Source organism: Paenibacillus sp. FSL H8-0260, assembly GCF_045040625.1.
Taxonomy (GTDB): domain Bacteria; phylum Bacillota; class Bacilli; order Paenibacillales; family Paenibacillaceae; genus Paenibacillus_AQ; species Paenibacillus_AQ odorifer.
The window spans coordinates 2,782,209-2,803,066 of sequence record NZ_CP150298.1 but is presented as its reverse complement, the minus strand read 5'-3'; the positions used below and the strand labels follow the sequence as shown (position 1 = coordinate 2,803,066).

The following is a 20,858-nucleotide window of genomic DNA, read 5'->3' as shown; positions in this document are numbered from 1 at the left end:
CCGATACCATAATGAGTATCGGGTTTCTGTATATAAGCATCAACTGTTCCATTCACATAGAACAGCTTAAGTTTAGTCGCTAGAATCTATTCTTGCTGAGCAAGCAGATTGTTGTAAGCTTCTTCAACAGCTTTCCATTCTTCTTCATCTTCGATATTATACAATACCATTTCTTCGTCTTCTTCTTCCATACGCAGAATAATGCCGTCTGCTTCTGGATTCTCGCGCTCTAACAACAGAGCATATAATTTCTCGCCTATGTCGAACGTTTCTACAAGCACCATTTCCACATCTTCGCCCTGCTCGTTCGTCAAGGTCAGCACAAACTCCTCGTGCTCATGGTCGTGATCATGCCCGCAACCGCATGCTTCACCATGCTCATGTTTGTGATCGCTCATTGTAATACCTCACTTTGAATTGTATTATCCTACATCTGGTATCGTACCACGTTAGATTAGTTCAGGTCAATTTAGAACACCTAATTTAACGCTGTTATTACCTTCTCCGACACAAGTACGTAATCGGCATTTTTGGAGGGCTTAATATAGAAGCCTACCCGGTATTTGCCCGCTTCTTTAAAATCATAAGTAAACTCCGAGGTTGGAAACCAGAAATTATCCTTCTGCGAGCCTTCAAGCACCTGTGACTGAATATCCTTAACGTTTCCAGACGGATCTGTCATGGCCACTTTCACTGCTGAAATCTCTTCGGTCAGACTATCTACCTGAGTTAATATCTTTATTTTCAGCTTGCCTACATTGACATTGCCAAAAACCGTATCCCCTTTAAAAAGTACAATATGGACATTAGGTTTAAGGATCGTAACTTTCCCAGAACCGTCCCAAGTAACAACCCCGCCTGTTTCTCTAGCAGGAATGTACGTTTTTCCATCAATTAGATAACCGCCGTCTACAATTTCTTTTCCGTTGCTCCATACTCTAATTTTCTGATTAACGGAATCGGCGAATAATAATGAGCCACCCATTAAGGAAAAAGCAAACACGCACAAAGTGATTTTTTTCCATCTATTCATTTGAGACCCTCCAGATAATTCATGCTGTTAATATATACTTACTTTGTTTCAGCAAGTTGCGCTGATTTCAGGTAAATATTTCATTGATCTTGCGAAAAATGATATTATGGTCTTATTCGAAGTAGAAACATTAGCTATAACCGATTTCAGGAGGGTTCTTTCTTATGAGTCTAAGCCTACAAATGCTAGGAACAGGCAATGCTTTTGCGAAAAAATATTTTAACAACAATGGCTTGCTGCTAGATGAAAATTACACCCTGCTGATTGATTGCGGGATAACAGCCCCGCTTGCCATGCATAGACTTGAAAAATCCTTCAGTGACGTAAATGCTACGCTCATTACACATATTCATGCGGATCATGTTGGAGGGCTGGAAGAGCTTGCACTAACCTTAAAGCATGTGCACGGTAAAAAAATGACCTTACTTCTTCCCGAGACACTTATAGAGCCCTTATGGAACAATACGTTAAAGGGAGGTCTATACCAAGAAGATGCTGTGTCTTCCTTATCTGATATCTTCGATGTTAAGCCCATGCAGCCTGAAAATATCTACAAGCTCTCTCCTACTCTTTCATTAGAGATCATACAAACACCGCATATTCCCGGGAAAAACAGTTATTCCCTTCTAATAAACAACGAGATTTTTTATAGTGCGGACATGACCTTTCAGCCGGATCTACTGATTAGCCTTGTGCGGGAGCGCGGGATCCGGATCATCCTGCATGACTGCCAACTAGGTGGAACAGGCGTTGTTCACACCACGCTGGAAGAGCTGATGTCTCTGCCTAAAGATGTTCGCGAGCGGATCAAGCTCATGCATTATAGCGATGAACAACCAGATTTCGTCGGACTTACAGGAGAGATGGAATTTTTAGAGCAGCATGTGAACTATAAACTCTGATCTTTACAAAAAAAAGCCGTACATAAACGTCTGTAGACGTATGTACGGCTTTTCGTGTAGAACTATGAAAATGTCGGCAAATTATCCAGATTGTTAGTTGGATCTCCATCCGCATCTCCGCGAATATAAGTTTCTCCATCCTTACCTTTAAAAGCGTTCACTCCGGCAATATTTCCGGCCTGTACTTCTTGCAGGGCTTGGTCATACGCCAGCACACGTCCTGTAGAGGTCTGGAAGCTTGTTAAATCGCCATCCCCATTTTTTTGAACAGCTACGAAAGATTCACGTTCGTTATTTGGCACTTTAGCTCGCCCCTTGCACTTGGATTTGCCATCATTCGGCACATCCTAGCTTGCGTAGAGCGTCCAATAATTATGTGCGCCATCTTTAAAGCATTTTTTGCATCCGTACATGTAATATACCTGCATCATAAAATGGTTCTGTAGAAATAACTTCATAGCCGAGTTTCTTATAGAAATTCTCTGCCTGACACTGAGCATCTAGAATTGAAGCTTCCAGTCCAAGCTCCCGAGCAAGCTCTTCCATCGCCAGTAACAAGACACGTCCGTATCCTTTGACCCGATAGTCTTTCAATACGGCGATGCGCTGCATTTTAGCAGTACCTGCTTTGTAATAGATCAATCTACCCGTTGCTACAGGTATCCCTTCATCTATAATCAGAATATGGTGCGCATTCGGACTGATGGCATCATATTCGTCAATTTCTTCCTCGGCCGGTACCTTTTGTTCCTCAACAAATACTTTAGTACGGATATCCAGCCCCATCTGAAGCTGTTCCTCTGTAGTTACCCGTAAGATTTCTGCCGCCATGTTAGTTGCAAACTCCTCTCTCTATGTAGCCAACGATAGTTGTCTATTATATAAAATAATGACAAGAAAGAAAAGCCTACACATGGAATCCGTAACCTCTCAGTAGACTAATCCACAGAATATACTTCTTCAGGGATTGAACGGTTATATACGTCTTGCATCACAGGTGACAACGGAGGATACTGACTTTTAGATTTGCCATCCAGATTGGTCATCTCATTGATTTCGATAACTTTTGCGGGTTTCACCGTAGAGCACCCCACTACACCCAGCAGTAACACTAGGCAAACGCCGACTTCCCATTTCACAATTTTAGACATAAAAAAGCTCCTTTCATCGCAGCTGCAGTTATACTCACTACAGCTTTGACGATTCAGGAGCTTTATAAACAATAGGAGCTATTCATTCCAGTTGCCCTCTTAGAGATTGACGTTTCCAACCAAATGGACTAGATACATCATCCCAACCAAAAAGCCTGCTAAAACAAAATAAGCTGTTCCATATTTCCAGCGTGTACTGGCTGGCACATCGTAATACTTATCATTATCGTGCACGGTACAGCTGATGTCACATTGCATTTTTAAATGAAGACCATTCTCTAACGTTACTTGCTCCAGCTGCGAAATTCTTACCTTTTCAATAATACATTGCTGTGGCAGTGTAGCTTTGCCATAATAATTCAGCTGGTCCCATCTGACCACAACATACTGCTGTCTCTCTAGATCACTGTAGGTAGTAAAAGGTAAATCCCGGCGATGCTCAGCTCCTGGAATCATGTAACCCGCCTCTCGCAAGGGCTCCACGGGAATTAAGAACCCCTTAGTGACAGACTGCGGCCGGTTGTTGTTACGTCTTTTCACATATTTATTATACAGATCGTAAGCAAACATTGCCCAGATGATAAAGAACAAAATCGAACGCAAGTAAACGATTATAGCTAAGCCACCCACCAGACCCACAAGCCACAGCCAGCGCGTAACTGCGGTAGCAATACGTCCACCGTCTAGCGGATGGATTGGCAGCAGGTTAATCAAATTAAGCAATAAGCCTATATAAGCCAGGGAATAAAGAAGTGGACTATCCATATAATATGCCGCTCCAAACACAGCAGTAGCCCCAATAGTACCCAGAATCGGTCCGCCAAAAGCAACATACGCTTCTGTCTTCGCATCCAGCGGATGTTTTTTCATAGTAATTAACGCGCCTAAAAAAGGAATAAATAACGGAGCGCTGACGGGTAACCCGATCCGCTTAGCGGCTATAACATGTCCCAATTCATGAACAAGCAAAAGCAGGACAATACCTATAGCAAACCCCCACGGATAAATCAAAGCATATGCCCCTATCGAAACCATCATGGAGCAGAGACAAAATCGCCTTTCCTTTTAACAGGAGCATGGCGGCTCCGCCCCCCAACCATTTCAGCGGAGTAGAAGTATTCTTTTTCTGCTCATTTTGCATTTGCGGCAAGATCACAAGCTCCTTTATCTTTCAATTTTAAGAAACTACTGTACAGTTCCATCTATCTTATCATAGAAGCATTAAGGATATTTCTACAGTGAGCCCTTCGGAAAGTATACGACGCAACTTTTAGAAACGTTTCAGCGTCAAACCAACTATCATGGATAAATTTTACTGCCAGATAAAGAAAGGGTTGGTTAATATGCTCTCTTTTCACTCCAAAGCTTGGTTATCCGTCTTAATGCTCTCAACACTTTTACTCCCTGCCACCATGTCAGCAAGCTCTTCATTAACTGTATCGGAGTCCTCTGCGCTCGCCCAAGCTTCCTCTGCTAATACTTCGCAAGTATACTACCAATTTGGCATTCCTGGTGGAAACATAGGCGGACCTGCGCTGCTCAAAAATGGTGTAATCTACGTAGATGTTCGGGGGATCGCTGAACAAGCTGGCTTAAAAATGGAATGGGATAAATCCGGCAAACGTGCTCTGTTCAAAGGCTGGACTAAAAGTTTTGCTGTTCGAATCGGGAGTCAAACTGGCGTGCTTGACGGGAAAGCGGTAGATCTAGGAGGAATACCTTTTAAATCCAAAGAAGATGGGATATATGTGCCGGCCCGTTTTATCGTTAAGGCTTTCGAAGGCAGCCATCTCCGTCTGGACTCCACAACGAACACACTTTTAGCAGATGATCTGAAGACCTACAATGTTTTCACAGAATCCTTTGGAGGGCGTACCTATATGCTGGTCAAAGCTAATGGTGATTTATATGTCTCACAAGGCAAGGATACGGTGATAAAACTCACTTCACTCCAAACAAACTTTGACTGGGCAGGAATGAAGATCGAGAAAACGGCGGGGGGTCTGCTAGTCATTAAGATTATTGATTCCTATGGAGAGCCTCATATTAATACACGCGAAATCACACTCATATTCAAAAATGGTGCATTACTACGCAAGGCCACATTCGCTTACCAGTTCAGAGGAGATGCGGATTTCAAACCTTATGATGGCAACCTCATCTTGCATGATGGTAATACCTTACGTTTCATCCAAGACGGCACAGGCAATGTAATAGATACTCTTGATCTTGTAAAGCTGGGTGGCGAGGAAGATGCTTACTATGTAGAAAGCATTGATAAAGATATCATACTGCTTCGTGGAAATCAGAATGGATTGCTAACCTTAATCGACCGCCAAACAGGCGAGCGAACCCTTTTGTATAAGGAGCTACTCACAGCAAAGGATCAGGAATATGCGGAAAATAACGATGTTCCTTTTAAAGGAGATACTTTGAAATTCGTAAAACGGAGCGATGACAAATTGTATTTTATAAATGACTCTCCGCTTACTGGCAAAAAAGAAGTTATCTACTCCATTGAAGCTCATTCCAATAACTCCAAGAATAATGTTGATTAGAAAGTACAGCACAAGCATGTGTATTGATTAAAGAACTAATCGAATCCTCCTCAGTGATTATCCCTGAAAATTAACCTTCCTACATATAGGCAAACGCCGTGAACGTTGTAGGCTAAGGACCATAGACTGTTATCAGGATTGAAACATTCGAGGAGGATATCCATGGAATCAAATACAAATTTTCATCAACAGGTCGCTTGGAATTGCATGAATAAATATGTAGGTATAGTAACGACTGATGGTCAATCCTTTGACGGCTTCATCGCTCACGTGGATCAGAACTATATCACCCTTGCGGTTCCCAGCAATGAAATGGTCGATCGTATGAACGGAATGCCTGCCGAGCAGTCGAACTATAGACAATTCGGGTTCCAGCCCGGCTTTTACCCAAGACGCCGCTTCTATCCACGCCGTATCCCTTTTTTCGGAATAAGCAGTCTATTTCTACTCCCGTTTTTTATCTGACTCGGTGCAGGGGGATGAACGGTCATCCCCTTTCTAGCTATTTAACTACTTAATCGGAGAAAATTAAGAAGTAAATACAACTCTACATCTATATTGATTATAAAAAAGAATTGCCATCCTACTCTATCGTATGGTATTATAAATTTCGTCGCAGGACGGTAGCTCAGCGGGAGAGCACTATCTTGACAGGGTAGGGGTCATGGGTTCGAACCCCATCCGTCCTATACTGAAAAAGCCTTATTATATAAGGCTTTTTCTTTTGTTCAGAGATTTATAGGTTGTAAGAAAAAGCAAAGTGGTGCCATTATCGGCACCACTTTTTTTACCCCCTGTAACCGTTTTAGAAATACATCCTTGGATACTTTTATCGTCTTTCCGACCCGCACGATATGAAATTGACCCGAGTTTAATAGTTCATAGGTTTGAAGTTCACCTTACCAAGTATTTGTTGGATTTCCTTCGCTGTGAGTACAGAGGGATAATTAGAAGTAGTCTTATGTGTTTATTCAACCACCTTAACTTCCACTGATCTCGTCATCGCCTTTAACGTGGAACTATACAAGTTCCTTTTTAGATTCCTTAGTTTGCTTATTGAAGTGTGCTGCTATTTGAATTTTTATTCATAATTGCTCCTCTCAAATTTGGATTTTATAAAAAAATAACGACTGCAGCTAGTGCGATAATTGAAGCAACATATATAGCGGTGCTTTGTGGACTAGCTACACGTTCCATATATCTTTTCCCCTAATGCTATAAGTGTTGCCCACGGTTGCATGATGGTTATCGATTTCATGGTTTTGCCTCATTTCTTCATTGTATTTTCAAATAAATTGAAGCGATGTTAATAATGATTTATTTTCCAACCGATAGTAAAAAGAGAATAAATAATACATAAGGAGAATTTGAAATGGAATATATACTCATTGGTATTGGAATATATGCACTACGTATACTTGTTCCAATTTTTGTTGCTAGAGTTATGTGGAAAAAGAAATCCGAAATATGGAAGATTGTTATTGCTGTCATACTGACAATTTTCCTCCCTTGGTTGGGTTTAATTTATCTCGTCATCAATCGTTTGAGGTCACCCGGCATCCCCCGATTATAATATCTGCATTTGTACAACCCCTGACGCTGAGCAACTTGTTTGCGTAATTGTTCTTTCTATACATACTGGTTATTTGTCCTCTCCTTTATATAGGAGAGGGTGGTTAACCCTCTACCTTCTTCAGATATTCAGTCGCAAACCCGCCATTAAAAACCTTCCAGCAACACTACCTCTGATGCAAGTCCCACGGTTCCGATTTCACCGTCCATACCTTATCCTTGTTTACTTCCTTCCAAGCTTCGTATCATGTATGCATGATTAATTTGTCTTCCGGTTTCAGTCCTGATTTCTTGAACTTTGGTTATTTTTCCATTTCGTTTATCTCTCCTTATTGGCTATGTCCGATTATTGGCGCGTTCTCTCCATGCTAATCTGCGGAAATACTTGCGTGTCTCTGATCCTTACGGCGGGTTCGTACTAACCTGACCTGCCGAGAGAATTCCTATTCTATCTCCTCGACCTCTGAATTAGATGTGCTATACGGGTATCCTCCGTCCCATCTGCCAACTAGAAGTGAAGGTGTGCCCATATGACCAGTTACGTTGATATTCGGAGGAGAGACATCTATCATCTGTTTTTACACAATCCAATTCTTCGTTCCAAATGCGATGAATCACTCTTCCCCCGCAGCAAGGACACTTATCGTCGCTCACCATGCTGTAGCTACTATATTCCCACCGATCGTACTTGTCGGTTCTTTTAGGGCAAACCCCCGATCATCAGATTCTATAAGAGAGGAGAGCTTTTAACCCTCTTTGTCACTGTATATTCCTACTGTGCATCAAATCTCAGTCGAATGAATAGTACGCAGCGGCCTGAATCTTGTAAATATTAACATTTGATTATAAAATCAAACAAAGGCGGTGTTAACAATGAGATTAGTACTGTTCATGTTGGCTGGAATAGGCGCGATTTTCTATCTTTCATTAGGAATCATCATTGTAAAGGTAATCCTTACAAGAAAATTACCAAATAATAATTACACTCCATTTGACTACATCACGGCCCAATCTCCTGTTGAGTTTCACGATGAGAAAAAAGAGATAGAAGAAAATGCAGACCATGGTGATGATAAGGACAAAAACATTATTTCATTATCAAAACGACGACCTTCTCTTCCCTGATGCACAATAGGCTGCTACTTCGTCATGACCTTTGGAGGGACACTCCTACTCCTTGAATGATCTGTATCTTCGTACTGTGACATAAAAAAACTCTTACGTTATAATAGTGTTGAATTAAATATTGAAGGGACTGAACTATGCGCAGATATCGATATCTTAACCCCAAAATAAATAGATAATGGAGGTAATATATTGATTACAGAAATACAAACCGAAAGACTAATATTACGAAAAATGAAATTATCTGACTCTGCTAGTTTGTTTAACATTTGGTCTGATCCAGAGGTTACAAAGTTTATGAATATCAATAGTTTCACTGAGGAAAGCCAAGCAGTAGAAATGATTAAAATTCTTAATAACCTGTCTTTGGAAAACAAAGCTATTCGTTATTCCGTAATTGAGTTAGAATCAAATCGCATAATTGGTTCCTGCGGTTATAATTCTATAGATTCTTCAAATGCTAAAGCAGAGATTGGATATGATATTGGTAAAGATTATTGGGGCAAGGGATATGCTCCTGAGGCCATTCAATCTCTGATGGATTATGCGTTCAATACTTTAAATTTCAACAGGATAGAAGCAAAAGTCGAACCCGAAAACAATAATTCCATAAGAGTTTTGCAAAAGTTAAACTATACATTCGAAGGAACAATGAGAAAGTGCGAAAAGTCCAAAGGAAAGTTTATTGATTTAAGCATTTTCTCAAAATTAGTAACAGAGTAACTTTTAATGAGTGGGCCTACATTTTTATGGTGTAGGCTTTTTATTTACTATATTTTCACGTTGCTCAACTAAATGAATAGTTTGCGTCTACTTCGTCATAGCCTTTGGGAGAGGAGGGTTACTCCTACTCATTTAATGATCTGTATCTTCGTACTGTGTATTAAGTAGAGCAACTGTTATCACATCTTCCAAACGTAGAAGGCTAGACAGACTCTCCTAGCCTCTTTTTTTGAAACCAGTAAATTAACACCTCTTTACCGAAAAGATATTCACAAAAAATCTCGGCACAGCCGATTCCGGATCGAGCTTAGCCGCCTCTGCCCCCTCTCGGGGGCAAATGTTTGTCTGTGTCATGCCTTTTCGCTCCCTTCCTCAGCCTTCCCCACCGTGCTACTTCAAGACCGTAGTGTTTTTTTTGATAAAAGCGATATGACGATCAATTTTAATATTAGGAAGCCTGCCTTTCAGGTACTCGGGTCCCACGTGGCTAATTGATTCCGGTGGACACCAAAAGGTAAATTCGCACCGTATCCCTTTTTTGTCTCATACTGGATATGACCCCCTATGGTATAATTCAGGAAATTACATCGAGGTGATTTAATGAATCGTAGAACAAAGGTGATTATCTGGATGTTTGTTGGATCGGTAGCTCTATTGATCCTTTATTTCTATGGGCTAAACTATATGTTTCGCTATTCTGCTACTTAGAGGGTGGTTAACCCTCACAATCCAGTGTCTTTTTCATTCTTCAAACTTCTCGCCTGAATAAATGAACTTCGCTAGATCCGATGAGTTATAGGTGAAATAATTCATGCATTTCTCTATTTCCAATCTCGCCTATCCATGCCTGCCTTGATCTGTGCTTGAATATCTTTGACTTGCTTCAACGTTGTAGCCTGATCAACTCTTCGGTTCTGAAGCTTAGTCTGCACTCGTCTGATCTTTGCTTGTAACTCCCTTACTTCCGATCTGTATAAAAAGCCACGTACTCATGCTTGCAATGTGGGCAAGTAAAGTACGTCTTCTATATGGCTCCTGGTAGGTTTGCTGTTTGGAAGCCGTTCACCTCGGATAGTTTAATTACAACCTTCGTTACAAATGGCTGACTGCAAAACAAAAAGAGTCGCTTTTCTGCGGCTCACCTTTTGAATAATTTTTATTTCTTTATCATGCCGCTTAAGCTATTACCTGACTTTGCGAAAAATAGTTTTCCCCATATTAACAAAATTGTCCTCTGTGTCTACAAGAGAAACAAACCTTCTTTGAACCTTTACTAAAAAATCAGGTTTTGTTGACGAAATCGAATTTTATGAAGGTCCAAGAGCTCCTCAACATATATTTCAAATACGTTTTATCTCGTATTGTTCATCAATTCACTGGATTACTTGGGGCTGTTCAGTTTCCACAAAATATATCATTAACCTTCCTTGTTCCTTGTTCCTCCTTCCAGATAATCTGTTATAAATTCATCGTCGAATCCGCAACGAGTACAAGGTTTTTGCTTTTTTGGCTCATGCTGGTTGCGACTCCTCTTATGAAATAAAACATATGTAACACAATCCTTAAAATGGTAGTATTTGATAAACGCGATTATTACAATACAGTCGAATCAAGCTCATCTGAGATCGTGAAGTAAGGACTTTCAGCTAATACAGTGCCATCAGGCCAAAGCTTACCCAGGCACACATCATGACGCAATAATGGATAGATTTACTTTATTGGTCCCTATTAATCATCTATTTTTTATATGGAGCACTTAATTGACCATCTATTGATTACATTGTATAATACAGGTATATTATGTAAAATAAAGGCAGGTGAGGCCGTTGGATGGAAATATCGATTTAGATTTAGATATAAATCTTCTAGATCTTGATCCAGCCGTAAAAGTTCTTAAAATGATATATTCTTTTGAAAGCTGGCCCAATCTTCTAAAACTAGCAGATACCTTTTTCAACCGAATAACTCAAATTTATAATAATTACACACACAATAATGAACTGGAGCTAAAACACCAACGACCTTTAATTTATTATTATGGATACAGCTTACTTATGTTGGGACTAGCCCACAAAGAAATCGAAAATTATGATAAAGCTCGAACTTACATTAAAGCTTACAGTGATTTGAGTTGGTTCAAGGGATTAGATGCTGAAGGATTAAATGAGGTAGCCTATTATAAGTACATATCAGAGCCAAATCTCTTAGAAGTAGAAGTGCTTTCCGGAAATATTCAATTCATAGATCGTTATGTTTCTTTCCTTTTATCCAACACTAAAGAAGTTCTACCGGGACTGATAACTTTGTTAAAGACAGCTACTAATTTCAATTTAAACATTGAATCTCATTTAGAACTTTTCTCTAATAGTATTTCAAAATTTGAGGATACCGCTGCTGATGAAATTATAATAAATTCCTACCAAGAAACTTTTTTTATTAATATGATCAGATATAAAACAAAAATTCAAGATTATAATACAGCTATCAAATATAGCATGAAATTATTAGATTCTGCAGAGGTCACAAACTCTGATAAAATCTTTAAACAAGCAGTAGTATACTTCGAATCATTACGTTCATGTGCTGATGCTACTCAGATTAAAGATTTTGAAGAGAAAATAATAAATTTCAAAGAAAGGGTTGAGTCTCTATGAAAAAGTTTGCCGTCTCTTTATTGTTGGTCCTCACTATCGTCAGCATTGCGCCAGCACTGCCAAGTACCTCACCAGTGGTCTTATTCCACGGAGCAGAACATTAATATCAGAAGTACAGCGCGGGTTAGGAGATTGCTCCTAACCTGTTTTTTATGAAGTGCATTATGTAGTTATTGCAATAACATCCTCCATCTTGAACCAATCCCACTCCTCCTCCGACCAGCGGAGTTTAATTCCCTGTTGTTTATCCAGTTTCATCACAATACCTCGTTTTAATATATTCTCCATGGGATCAAACAGAGTGAGTGTAATCGGGCTGTGCTCTTCCATCGAACGATATAACAATATTTCAAAGCGCTCTATCTCCTGTAGATCTAGAGTGGGTTTTTCACGACGTTCCTGCTCATTATTGTCATCTATAATCCGGTTTTTATGTTCGGGCAATATCATTCTGCTACACTCCCATACGTTCTCTAATTTTTTCATCATGAAGCTTCCCTCCTAATAATCCGTCCAGTAATTCGTTTTACTACCATCTATCCCCCACTGGAGCTCTTGTGGCTCTGACTTTCTCTTTTTAAACCTAGGGTCAATCCTTTCCCAGCCTTCAATAATTCGGGCGCTCTCGGGTGGAGTGTGTGGGGTCCATTCTATATATTTTTCGTTAACTAATTCCCTAAGCCCACTAATGATCTTATCTGGTGTCCGTCCACTCTTGATCTCTAACTCCTGTAGAGTTGGCATATGAGCATGATGCACGGCAGAGTGGCGCATGATCATTAGTAGCTTTCGGGCGGTGTCACTAAGCATAGCGCTTCTTTTGCACAGGCTGCCAAGCAAGAATATTAGCCTCCAGAAATACGCGCGGTGCTCCGGTTGATAAGCAAGTTGCGCGAATATATCCCCCACGAATCCCTTTCACATCAATTTTACGTTGAGATATCTTACCTGATTTATCTTGGTACACTATTTCAATGGTTTGACCCATACTTATTTGCATAATTACTCACCTTCCAAGGATAAGAACGTTTGTTTGTATTATAACCAAACGTACGTTCGTTAATCAATGTAAAAATATCCCGCCAGGCATGAATTATTACATACAAAGTCATCGCCCAAGTTTATAATTTGTTCTATAAGCATTTATTGCATTTCCGCAAACAAACTAAGGAGTATGAGTGTTTTTTATATGTTATAGGGGGAAACGAATATTAGGACCGATGACTGAGGCTGAAGCTATGCGTGAATGGTTTACACTCTCCGGTACAGTGAAGGAGATTTATATTATTGAGGTAGATGAGAACGATAAGGTAAGACGCCAGATCGGACCCACAAAGAAGAAAAAGAAATAAGTATAAAGTAGAAAACGTAAAAACACCCCGCCGACCCATTAAGGTTGACGAGGTTGTTTTAATTTTCAAAAAGGAAACTGAGTAAGCGAGACTATTAACAATACAATCCCAACAATCGAGGATAGCACAGCCATTTTATCTTTCGTTTTCAAATACAATGCCGCTCCATTAAATATTAAAGCTCCGCACATCCCCAGCATAGTCCAAGACACTATCACTTGATCCTGGCCGCGGAAAAATGTGATTCCCAGAATGATTGTTGCTGCACTGAATAAAATACCGCACACTCTTAGTACTTTCAGCAAAATGCTCACCTCCGACAAATAAAACACGCTAATCTAATATATTGGTTCCGCCATAAATTATAATTCATAGATTACTATTCCTATATCTGGTAGAATTAATTAGCAATTATTAGCAGATTTAGGGGGATATAAAATTGAACAAAAAAGCTTTTTTATGTATCGTGGCAACTATTGTAATCCTTTCAGGATGTGGTAGTTCCACAACAAATTCAGAGAAAAAAAATACAACGTCTACAGGAGTTATACCGTCCGAAGCAACAGCCAGCCCTTCAGAGCCCACTCCTGAGCCAAAAAAGAAACTTACAGCTTCCGAGAAACTGGCTCTCAACTATGTGGAGATTTTCCTCAATGGTTCAGATATCGAAGCGAAAAAGAAATTCGTATCCGAAAATATACTTCCAGATGTACAACCCATTTTCCAAATGGCTGAATCTACTGAGACACCCGAGAATAATAAACTTAAGAACCCTACAGTAATTGAAACAGCTGATTATACGGACAAAGATGGCGGAAAAGATAAACTCGTGCTTATCCAAGGTGAGAAGTCTTCCTCCAATAGCGAACTTATCATTTTTATTAAAGATGACAAAGTTGGTTGGGGGTATTCGTCTAATGACAAAGATAAGGATGCATTTAACGAAGTGAGAAAACTCTTCAAGGAACCTGTAATTAATACTTCAGATTCAGGTAATGCAGGTACAACTGAACAGTTTCCTGAAGCGATGCTTAAAGAAATCAGTAATTTTGTCGTTTCAGATATTTGGAATGATGGATTTGTTGATATCAGCTGGTATGCAGGTTCAGGAACTGGCTCTACGGGTGAAACAATAGATATAGATTTTACAATCGAGCAATTAGGAAAAGCTATGATTCAAAAAATGGAATACGATAGTTATATCAGCAACCTTGATGCAAAATATGATTCAATTAAAAGCATCTGGGCTAAGCTCACGGGTGAGATGGATCGTATGTACAAACAAATCCAAGATACGCCTCCTATTGCAAATGATGCAACCACCAAAATAGATACAGGATTATTCACCCAGTACTTGGAAGCCTTTACTGACGAGGTTAACAAATTACCTAATACTTAGATTAAAAAATAACGTCCCTGCCGGCCGCCACGGTTAGCAGGGATTTTGTTCGGCTTTAATGGCTTGCGACTCAAAATAGTAATCCACCAGAGCATAGATGAAACCAGCAATACCGAAAAAAATAATAGCTGTACTACTATTCAAATGGTATTCCCGTATAAAGCGTTCATCGTACACCTCGTAAAAGAAACCATATCCCGCAATACCACTCAATAAGAATATCATTATGCGGTTTACTAAAGGATTAACTATCTTTCGAATAACCCATGATAAAGGAAGCAGTATAACCGGGTAAAGAAGAACTGAAAAGAGGAACACCAGAAAAATAAAAGCAAACCCAATGTTTTGAAAACCGTAATATTCTGTTGTACTTATTTTAGTTCCTTCCCAAAGCTCCAATCCAAAGGCTGCCAGGGTGAATAAAATCGTCGAAATAAACCATAACATTATAGGCTTAACTGCATGCAAAACAATCCCACCATCTTTATGCTTTTTATACTTACAGCCGATTTTTCAAATCATCATTTCGCACTTGGTTCTATTGAGGTTAAGAATGGCTTTTGCCCTATTCTACTATTATATGAAATAAAGTACTCCTCATTTACATCTATTAACTTATATATTCCTTTTGGGATTGTGACTGTATTTTGATCACCGCTCATATTTTGTATTACTATTTCTCTTTTATTTACTGACACTACATTAACAACAGCTGAAGTCCCTGCCATCAAAAAGTACCATATAATAAACAAAAAAATGATCATGGGAAGTAGTGAGAATACTTTACGATAGTTCATATCTATTACCTTACACCTCTATTTATCGCCTTAATTATTTCACTTTGGATATTATATCATTAATTCCCATATATTATAGTTATGATTTCCCTTTGGAAGGGTTAATTGTCTTGTAATATGGGTAATCCATCTTCTCTTGAACTTCTTGAACTACATTTTCATTAGTAAGCGATTCTATGAAATATAAACCCAGATCAATCGAAGCTGCTACTCCTCCCCCAGTAAAAACATTTCCATCCCTTACGAACCGTTCCTTAACTACTTCGGAACAATAAGGTGCTAATAGTTCATATGCAGAAGGATTGGTAGTCGCCTTCTTCTGATTTAAGAAACCGGCAGCTCCCAAAATCAAAGCTCCTGTACACACTGACACCTTGTATTCAACCTCTCGGGCAGTCTGAATCCATGTTATAAAATTAGTATCGAATCTAAGTTGTCGAGTCGATAACCCTCCAGGGATAAATATCAAATCATAGGCTGAAAGATCAGGGGAAACCTGGTTTATTTTCATCGTCAATCCTCGATCATCCGTGACTTCTTCCTTGTAGGAACAAAAATCCCACGATACATTTTCTATAGCTTTTAGAACTCCCATCCGGGTAACCGCATCGTAAAAACCAACAAAATCTAACGTAGTCATCCCATCAAATAGAATATAAGCCATCTTCATCATTTTCATTCTACACACTCCTTCGATACTTTTCGGCGAAATTCATTGGGGGTGATCCCGTATTCATTTTTAAAAACACGATAGAAAGAACGCAAACTGTTGAATCCGGAATCAAACGCGATATCCGTGACCGGATGGGTAGTGGATAACAGCAGCATATGAGCAAAGGCTACCCGTTGGCCATTGATGTAATCACGAAATGAAATGTGAAACTGCTCAGAAAAGATTCGGGAAATGATAAATTTACTAATGCCAAGCTCTCTTGAAAGCGTATCCAGATTTATGTGATCTAAAAAATGCATGTCGATGTATGCTAGGATTTTGGGTACGAGATCCATTTCTTTTTTGTAGTCTACTTTTTTCATTAGCAGTAACGGCAGCGCATGCCCTAATACTACAGAGGTATAAGCCTTGAGCAGACGAACGTCACATTGTTCTTTATATAGTTTATACAAGGTTGCCAACAGCTCTTGAAGCACCTTTTGTTTCGAAACTATAGGGTTATCCGGAACATGATTAAGCAAATCCCCTGCAAAATCCCCCGGAAAAGTAGCGTCAAAAAAGAACAGCAGGATCTGGCTTTTCTGTAGAGTTTTGTAGCTGTGAGGTTGATTGGAAAAAATAATCGCTATGTCTCCTTCAGACAAATCATACTCTTTTCCATTGATGTTGATATTGATTTTGCCGGACAAAACCATTGTTATCTCTACATTTTTGTGTAGATGAAGAGGATAAGTGTTATTGGTAGAAATAAAGGAGTGAAACGCCTGGTCACGATGCTGATATTTAATATTCATGTTTTTCTCCCTATCGTCATGGAATGCCAAGCACTATAGCTACTGTAATACTAAGAACATAATATGAATTTGTTCGTTTACGCAAGAACCAAAGAGCAATAGTTGGCACAAAAAAAGATTTTTTTGGCAGGTAAATACGCCCTAAAAGTTTTAAAGTATTACCAGTAAGCTGCTTGTCGCAGACCAGTATCATTTCACTGAGAGGAGGAAGTATAACAGGAACAGCATTCAGCGATAAGACTGTATCCATGTTATACGTCAAAAAGATGAAATGGAAGAGTAAAAAATCAGGTAAGGTTATAGGTGTCTTATTGAGTTTTTCGGTAGCGTTTTCATTTTTAGGAGGTCACACACTTGCAGCTTCAGGGCAGGCAGACGGAGACAAAAGTTTTGCGGGTGCCTCTATTCTTGCTTTTCCTGGCGCGGAAGGTGGCGGCGCCTATACAAGCGGTGGTCGAGGGGGCGATGTATACATCGTAACTACCCTTGAAGATTACGCTGTAAAAGACAAACCGATTGCAGGGTCCCTTCGCTACGGGATTTTATCTACGCCTAAAGAGGGTCGTACCATTGTTTTTCATGTTTCCGGAACGATTGAACTGAAGAGCACGTTAAGTCTCAATAATATTAAAAACCTGACCATCGCTGGGCAAACCGCTCCAGGCAACGGAATTACCATTGCAGGTTGGGATACCAATATCAGCAATTCAGAGAATATCATTATTCGGTACACCGCTTTCCGTCCGGGTGCCACTAATGTGTATAATGGCAGTGATTCAATGGATGCGCTTTGGGGGAGAGACAACAACTACTTCCTCATTGACCATTGTTCCTTCAGTTGGAACACAGATGAAACTCTATCTTTATATAGAGGCGAAAATGGCACGATCCAGTGGTCCATTATTTCCGAAAGTCTGACTCTATCCGGGCATTCCAAAGGAAGACATGGCTACGGCGGTATTTCAGGCGGAGACAAAACAACATTCCATCACAATCTGTATGCGAACCATACCTCGCGAAACCCAAGACTAGGCGGCGGTTACGCAGGTGCTGCAGATGCTGATCATGTGGCGGTTGTTCAGTTCTCGAACAATGTAATTTACAATTGGGGCTTTAACGGCACTTATGGCGGAGGTTTTACTTTTACTAACTTTATGAATAATATCGAGATTGCCGGCCCAGGTACAAGAGATAATGTAACTAACAGAGTCATTGATGCCGGTGAAGCTACCAAGCTGGGCGGTTTCTACATCGCTGGAAACAAAATTAACGGCAAGCTCACAGGCTTACTAAATGATTCTTCAGATTATGTGAAATTTTCTGGCGTACAGGGTGGTGAACAAAAGACTACCCTTGCAGCCACACCATATCTTTCCGCGGACAGTACTGGAGTTAACCATGGTATTACCAATAAAGCATTTGATAATTATGTTAAGTCCGGTGTAAAGCAAGCGAATGAATCTCTATTAAAAAGCATTCTGCAACAAGCGGGAGCTACCTATCCACGTCGCGATGCTATCGATGCAAGAATTGTGGCAGAAGTCGAGCAGAACTCGGGAAGATATATCAACACTGAACATGAAGTCGGAGGTTACATTTCAGACTTTGGCGTCATTGAGGCACAATATGATAAGCAATTTGACACTAATAAAAACGGAATAGACGACAAGTGGGAAAAGAAAAATAAAATCTGGGGCAGCAAGGATGCATACAAAACGGTTACTAAAAATGGTTACACCTGGCTTGAGCTTTATATTAACGGCCTAGTTGATATGAAACACGTCGCCGAAAACCCTGATGCTAAGCTTTTAGCGCCAGAAAACAATGCACAATTTGTTACCGGGAAAGAGGTCGAAGTTAAAATCAATGCTTCCCCTAGATCCGGAAACAAAATAAAAAAAGTTGCTGTATATAATGGTTCCAAATATCTTGGGGAAGCAGTCAAAAAAGGCAACACATACACATACACCCTCAAGAATTTAACGGATGCTTCCTACTATATTTCTGCAAGAGTGACCGATACCCAAGGAAATGAGACACAGACCACAGCCACTAACATCCATATCAATGCTGCTACCTCTTCCCTGGCTGGAAAGGGTTGGACTACAGCAGATATCGGTGATCCGAACATTAAGGGTTCCGGAAGTATGACAAATGATGTGCTTACCGTTAAAGGCAACGGAAAGCTTGGAAAAAGTGAAGGTGGCACAGAACGATCCGAAGCAAACAATGCAGCCAAAGATGACTTCCACTTCGTGTATAAAGAAATGAACGGAGATATGGAATTTACCGCGAAGCTCGAAGAAATCGGGGCCGTTGACAACCATGCCTTCACCGGGCTAATGATCCGCGATGACTTGAATAAAGACAGTGCCGCGGCGGCCCTTGGTATCTCCTATGTGAAGTTGTCCAAAGAAACCAGCTGGTCATCTTATCTGACGGGCAGAAATATTAAGGGCGGAGGATTTGATGAATTAACTGAAACTTTAGACAGCGTATCTGCTGCTGAAAAAGCTGGCATTCAACTTGTTTCAGATATTCCATTTAAAATTAATGGTGTGGAGCAAGGGTATTGGCTCAAGCTTGGCCGTAAGGGAGATGTTTTCTATGCTTACGGATCAACGGACGGAAAAGACTGGAAGCTAATTGGCGAGCGAACTATTGTTATGGAGGGTTCGGTATATGTCGGATTCGCCGTTGACAGCAATGATGTCGCCAATAATATTGAGCAACTGAACTATGCTAAGTTCTCTAACCTTACTGTGGAGAATACATTCACTCCAATAGGTGACTCAGCGATAAATAAATAGCGTCTGTTCATCTCCACAGTTCCAAAAAGACGGAAGCCAGTAAAGCGGCTTCCGTCCTTTTATTGCTATCCAATTGGACCAGCACAATAAATTGCCTGATTCACTGTTCACTATGGCTTTAAAGTTTTTTCTTTAACATTACTTCATCATCCTTAACATACCCGCTCAATTCATACGCTTTAATGGCTACACGATTATCTTCTCCTGTTAAAATCTTAACTGTTTTGACTCCACGAGAATAAAGCTGACTTTCCAGAAAAGAAATTAGAGCAGTAGCGACACCATTTCTACGAGCTGACTCTTTTACATACATTTCAGTAATTTCACCATATGCTTCATTATAACAAAATGATTTCAGACTTTGAGCACAGCCAAAACCAACTACTTCATCCCTTAAAGTAGCCACGGCCACCACTTCATTATTGCTGTTCAAACACTTGATGATCTCTGGCACAGGACGTTTTACTCCACCATTGAACTCATGATTTAATCTAGACAAAACATCCGCGTCACATATCGTTGCTAGCCTAACATTTGGAAGCATTCTCTTCCTCCTCTACAACGTTCCCTTTTCAAGAACATACTCTTCATTGGAATTTTTTAAAACGATATCAAATTTATGATGATAAGAATGCATAAACAACTCATATTGCATCCTGCGCTGTTCATGGGATTTTCTTAAATAATTAATATCTGTTCCTCTTTCAGAAACATCACGTATACTCCTTCTCATCAACTCGGTTTCTCCATCCGTGTATAAGTAGATTTTCAGATCATACAAATTCAGATCAGTAAAGGCAACACTCATGCCTTCTACAATATTTACCTTCTTTTGTGAAGATATGAACATACTTTTTGTATAGTCCGTGCCAATTGTGTAACAATCCAACCCATCCCTCAACATATGAATGTCTCTCTCTAAAGCAAATATATGATGAGCAGCAGGATGACAAGCTGTCACTTTATCGTGGTAATGTACATTCTTATATTCATAGTCGATAGAAGTGTATTTTCTAAGACTAGATTCAACAATATAGGGGTCTGTATTAATATAATTCACATCATCCTGCTGCAAAAGCTTTAAAAGATTATTAGCAAACGTTGTTTTTCCAGATGCACCATGACCCGAAATCCCAATGATGATTCTATTAGCCTCACCGCTAATCAAATTAGCTATCTTATGTAACACCTTGTCCATATTATTAGCCCCTCTCCCTACTTGATCCTATGTATTCCTTACTCCGCTATGGTTTAGCACATTAAAATCAATGGTGCATTTTATATAAAGAAACTTAATAGAAAGGGGTAGATCTTC

The 20,858-nt window shown here is 39.8% G+C and carries 24 protein-coding genes, 1 tRNA gene and 1 pseudogene; 10 read left to right on the top strand and 16 right to left on the bottom strand.

The features are described 5' to 3' along the window. Positions 1-86: 86 nt before the first annotated feature. Both MHI51_RS12340 and MHI51_RS12335 read right to left on the bottom strand, forming a co-directional pair. Positions 87-398 (bottom strand): DUF1292 domain-containing protein, encoded by a 312-nt coding sequence (locus MHI51_RS12340; RefSeq protein WP_036686118.1) that lies wholly within the window; start codon positions 396-398, stop codon positions 87-89. 80 nt (positions 399-478) lie between these two features. After that, a complete protein-coding gene (locus tag MHI51_RS12335) occupies positions 479-1,033 on the bottom strand; it encodes a copper amine oxidase (RefSeq protein ID WP_036686116.1) in 555 nt (184 codons plus the stop codon). Between the two features lie 164 nt (positions 1,034-1,197). Here MHI51_RS12335 and MHI51_RS12330 point away from each other — a divergent pair, with 164 nt between their 5' ends. After that, positions 1,198-1,935: an MBL fold metallo-hydrolase gene (locus tag MHI51_RS12330; RefSeq protein ID WP_076219149.1), complete on the top strand. Its 738-nt coding sequence runs from the start codon at positions 1,198-1,200 to the stop codon at positions 1,933-1,935. 62 nt (positions 1,936-1,997) lie between these two features. Here the strand turns inward: MHI51_RS12330 and MHI51_RS12325 are convergent, their stop codons facing one another. From MHI51_RS12325 to MHI51_RS12310, 4 genes and pseudogenes are all read right to left on the bottom strand, one after another. Further along, entirely contained in the window at positions 1,998-2,237 is a 240-nt protein-coding gene (locus tag MHI51_RS12325) for a DUF3892 domain-containing protein (protein ID WP_036686113.1), read from the bottom strand. An 85-nt stretch (positions 2,238-2,322) separates the two neighbouring features. Then, a complete protein-coding gene (locus tag MHI51_RS12320) occupies positions 2,323-2,766 on the bottom strand; it encodes a GNAT family N-acetyltransferase (protein ID WP_076136093.1) in 444 nt (147 codons plus the stop codon). A gap of 107 nt (positions 2,767-2,873) precedes the next feature. After that, positions 2,874-3,086 carry a hypothetical protein gene (locus tag MHI51_RS12315; RefSeq protein WP_076219148.1) on the bottom strand — a complete coding sequence of 71 codons (213 nt, stop codon included), beginning with the start codon at positions 3,084-3,086 and terminating at the stop codon, positions 2,874-2,876. A 99-nt stretch (positions 3,087-3,185) separates the two neighbouring features. After that, a pseudogene (locus tag MHI51_RS12310) lies at positions 3,186-4,227 on the bottom strand (site-2 protease family protein). Between the two features lie 202 nt (positions 4,228-4,429). Here MHI51_RS12310 and MHI51_RS12305 point away from each other — a divergent pair. From MHI51_RS12305 to MHI51_RS12280, 6 genes are all read left to right on the top strand, one after another. Then, positions 4,430-5,644, top strand: coding sequence for a copper amine oxidase N-terminal domain-containing protein (locus tag MHI51_RS12305; protein ID WP_405173908.1), 1,215 nt, complete (start codon positions 4,430-4,432; stop codon positions 5,642-5,644). A 162-nt stretch (positions 5,645-5,806) separates the two neighbouring features. Beyond that, complete coding sequence (locus MHI51_RS12300; protein WP_036686108.1) at positions 5,807-6,109, top strand: hypothetical protein; 303 nt, start codon at positions 5,807-5,809, stop codon at positions 6,107-6,109. Between the two features lie 152 nt (positions 6,110-6,261). After that, positions 6,262-6,333: transfer RNA gene (locus tag MHI51_RS12295), tRNA-Val, on the top strand. A gap of 1,756 nt (positions 6,334-8,089) precedes the next feature. Further along, positions 8,090-8,341: a DUF3951 domain-containing protein gene (locus MHI51_RS12290; RefSeq protein WP_076219399.1), complete on the top strand. Its 252-nt coding sequence runs from the start codon at positions 8,090-8,092 to the stop codon at positions 8,339-8,341. Positions 8,342-8,533: 192 nt separating this feature from the next. Then, the gene (locus tag MHI51_RS12285; protein WP_076219398.1) at positions 8,534-9,064 is read left to right on the top strand and encodes a GNAT family N-acetyltransferase; all 531 of its coding nucleotides are present in this window, start codon (positions 8,534-8,536) and stop codon (positions 9,062-9,064) included. A 1,826-nt stretch (positions 9,065-10,890) separates the two neighbouring features. Then, positions 10,891-11,718: a hypothetical protein gene (locus MHI51_RS12280; protein ID WP_076189826.1), complete on the top strand. Its 828-nt coding sequence runs from the start codon at positions 10,891-10,893 to the stop codon at positions 11,716-11,718. A 162-nt stretch (positions 11,719-11,880) separates the two neighbouring features. On the opposite strand, the gene MHI51_RS12275 is transcribed toward MHI51_RS12280, so the two are convergent. The 3 genes from MHI51_RS12275 to MHI51_RS12265 are packed head-to-tail and all read right to left on the bottom strand — an operon-like array spanning position 11,881 to position 12,718. Then, entirely contained in the window at positions 11,881-12,207 is a 327-nt protein-coding gene (locus MHI51_RS12275; protein WP_076279830.1) for a YolD-like family protein, read from the bottom strand. Positions 12,208-12,219: 12 nt separating this feature from the next. Continuing rightward, the gene (locus MHI51_RS12270; RefSeq protein ID WP_179087054.1) at positions 12,220-12,558 is read right to left on the bottom strand and encodes a hypothetical protein; all 339 of its coding nucleotides are present in this window, start codon (positions 12,556-12,558) and stop codon (positions 12,220-12,222) included. Then, positions 12,521-12,718, bottom strand: a complete 198-nt coding sequence (locus MHI51_RS12265) for a hypothetical protein (RefSeq protein ID WP_305953709.1) — start codon at positions 12,716-12,718, stop codon at positions 12,521-12,523. The genes MHI51_RS12270 and MHI51_RS12265 overlap by 38 nt, the downstream gene beginning before the upstream one ends. 178 nt (positions 12,719-12,896) lie before the next feature. Here MHI51_RS12265 and MHI51_RS12260 point away from each other — a divergent pair, with 178 nt between their 5' ends. Then, complete coding sequence (locus MHI51_RS12260) at positions 12,897-13,070, top strand: hypothetical protein (RefSeq protein ID WP_162636725.1); 174 nt, start codon at positions 12,897-12,899, stop codon at positions 13,068-13,070. 65 nt (positions 13,071-13,135) lie between these two features. On the opposite strand, the gene MHI51_RS12255 is transcribed toward MHI51_RS12260, so the two are convergent. Beyond that, a complete protein-coding gene (locus tag MHI51_RS12255; protein WP_076189823.1) occupies positions 13,136-13,375 on the bottom strand; it encodes a hypothetical protein in 240 nt (79 codons plus the stop codon). A 134-nt stretch (positions 13,376-13,509) separates the two neighbouring features. On the opposite strand from MHI51_RS12255, the gene MHI51_RS12250 reads away from it, so the two are divergent. Next, complete coding sequence (locus MHI51_RS12250) at positions 13,510-14,469, top strand: hypothetical protein (protein ID WP_081387674.1); 960 nt, start codon at positions 13,510-13,512, stop codon at positions 14,467-14,469. Positions 14,470-14,502: 33 nt separating this feature from the next. Here the strand turns inward: MHI51_RS12250 and MHI51_RS12245 are convergent, their stop codons facing one another. From MHI51_RS12245 to MHI51_RS12230, 4 genes are all read right to left on the bottom strand, one after another. Further along, entirely contained in the window at positions 14,503-14,937 is a 435-nt protein-coding gene (locus tag MHI51_RS12245; RefSeq protein WP_081387675.1) for a hypothetical protein, read from the bottom strand. A 53-nt stretch (positions 14,938-14,990) separates the two neighbouring features. Next, positions 14,991-15,266, bottom strand: a complete 276-nt coding sequence (locus MHI51_RS12240) for a hypothetical protein (RefSeq protein WP_076219631.1) — start codon at positions 15,264-15,266, stop codon at positions 14,991-14,993. A gap of 79 nt (positions 15,267-15,345) precedes the next feature. Continuing rightward, the gene (locus MHI51_RS12235) at positions 15,346-15,936 is read right to left on the bottom strand and encodes a DJ-1/PfpI family protein (protein WP_405174058.1); all 591 of its coding nucleotides are present in this window, start codon (positions 15,934-15,936) and stop codon (positions 15,346-15,348) included. 5 nt (positions 15,937-15,941) lie between these two features. Beyond that, positions 15,942-16,733: an AraC family transcriptional regulator gene (locus MHI51_RS12230; protein ID WP_342410715.1), complete on the bottom strand. Its 792-nt coding sequence runs from the start codon at positions 16,731-16,733 to the stop codon at positions 15,942-15,944. Between the two features lie 173 nt (positions 16,734-16,906). Here MHI51_RS12230 and MHI51_RS12225 point away from each other — a divergent pair, with 173 nt between their 5' ends. Then, complete coding sequence (locus MHI51_RS12225; protein ID WP_405173907.1) at positions 16,907-19,543, top strand: Ig-like domain-containing protein; 2,637 nt, start codon at positions 16,907-16,909, stop codon at positions 19,541-19,543. 118 nt (positions 19,544-19,661) lie between these two features. Here the strand turns inward: MHI51_RS12225 and MHI51_RS12220 are convergent, their stop codons facing one another. Together MHI51_RS12220 and MHI51_RS12215 are read right to left on the bottom strand one after the other, a co-directional pair. Continuing rightward, positions 19,662-20,087, bottom strand: coding sequence for a GNAT family N-acetyltransferase (locus MHI51_RS12220; RefSeq protein WP_076219632.1), 426 nt, complete (start codon positions 20,085-20,087; stop codon positions 19,662-19,664). A gap of 12 nt (positions 20,088-20,099) precedes the next feature. Next, the gene (locus MHI51_RS12215) at positions 20,100-20,741 is read right to left on the bottom strand and encodes a uridine kinase (RefSeq protein WP_405173906.1); all 642 of its coding nucleotides are present in this window, start codon (positions 20,739-20,741) and stop codon (positions 20,100-20,102) included. Positions 20,742-20,858 lie beyond the last annotated feature (117 nt).